Genomic DNA, 569 nt, shown 5'->3' on the forward strand with positions numbered 1-569 from the left:
GTCCACGGCGTTGGCCCGCTGCCCGAAGAAGATGGTCCCAGCAGGCTCGTCGAGCTCTCGGACGCAGGCGTTCCGGTTGGAGTTGTTCCTGAGCATCCATGCGGCTGTGGCTTTGCCGGTGATGGTGTGCGCCGGGTCGGTCGCCTCTCGCGGATCGACCATCGTCGACGTCACACCTGCCGGCGCCATCCGGATGCCCTCGGCGTCCCATCCGAGCGCCTGCGCCATCGACACCGGCGGCGGCAACGGTGAACCGAACAGGTCGTCCTCGAGCTGCAACGCCCGCCCGGACACGTAGGCCTGATGCGTCGGTGCGGGCGGCCCGACGGGACCGTCCAGGCGGGCCATGAGGATGGCTCGCTTCCGGGTCTGGGCGACCCCGTACTCCTCTGCGGACAGGATGCCCGTCCACGTCTTGTAGCCGCGCCCGCGCAGCAGCATCGCCATGTGCTGCCACAGCGGCAGCACCGGTGGCACCTGTTCCAGTGCGATCCAGCGGGGATGCAGGTCGAACGCCCACCTCATCGGCTCGGCGGTCAGACGGGATCGTTCGTCCTCCCACTCCACGT

Annotated in this window: 1 protein-coding gene; it reads right to left on the bottom strand. The window is 69.1% G+C overall.

What is annotated here, in order from left to right; genetic code table 11:
* Positions 1–569: DNA cytosine methyltransferase (locus tag B7P34_RS36125; RefSeq protein WP_146167050.1), on the bottom strand; the 569-nt coding region annotated here is incomplete at both ends.

It is taken from the genome of Streptosporangium nondiastaticum (genome assembly GCF_003011965.1).
Classification (GTDB): domain Bacteria; phylum Actinomycetota; class Actinomycetes; order Streptomycetales; family Streptomycetaceae; genus Streptomyces; species Streptomyces nondiastaticus.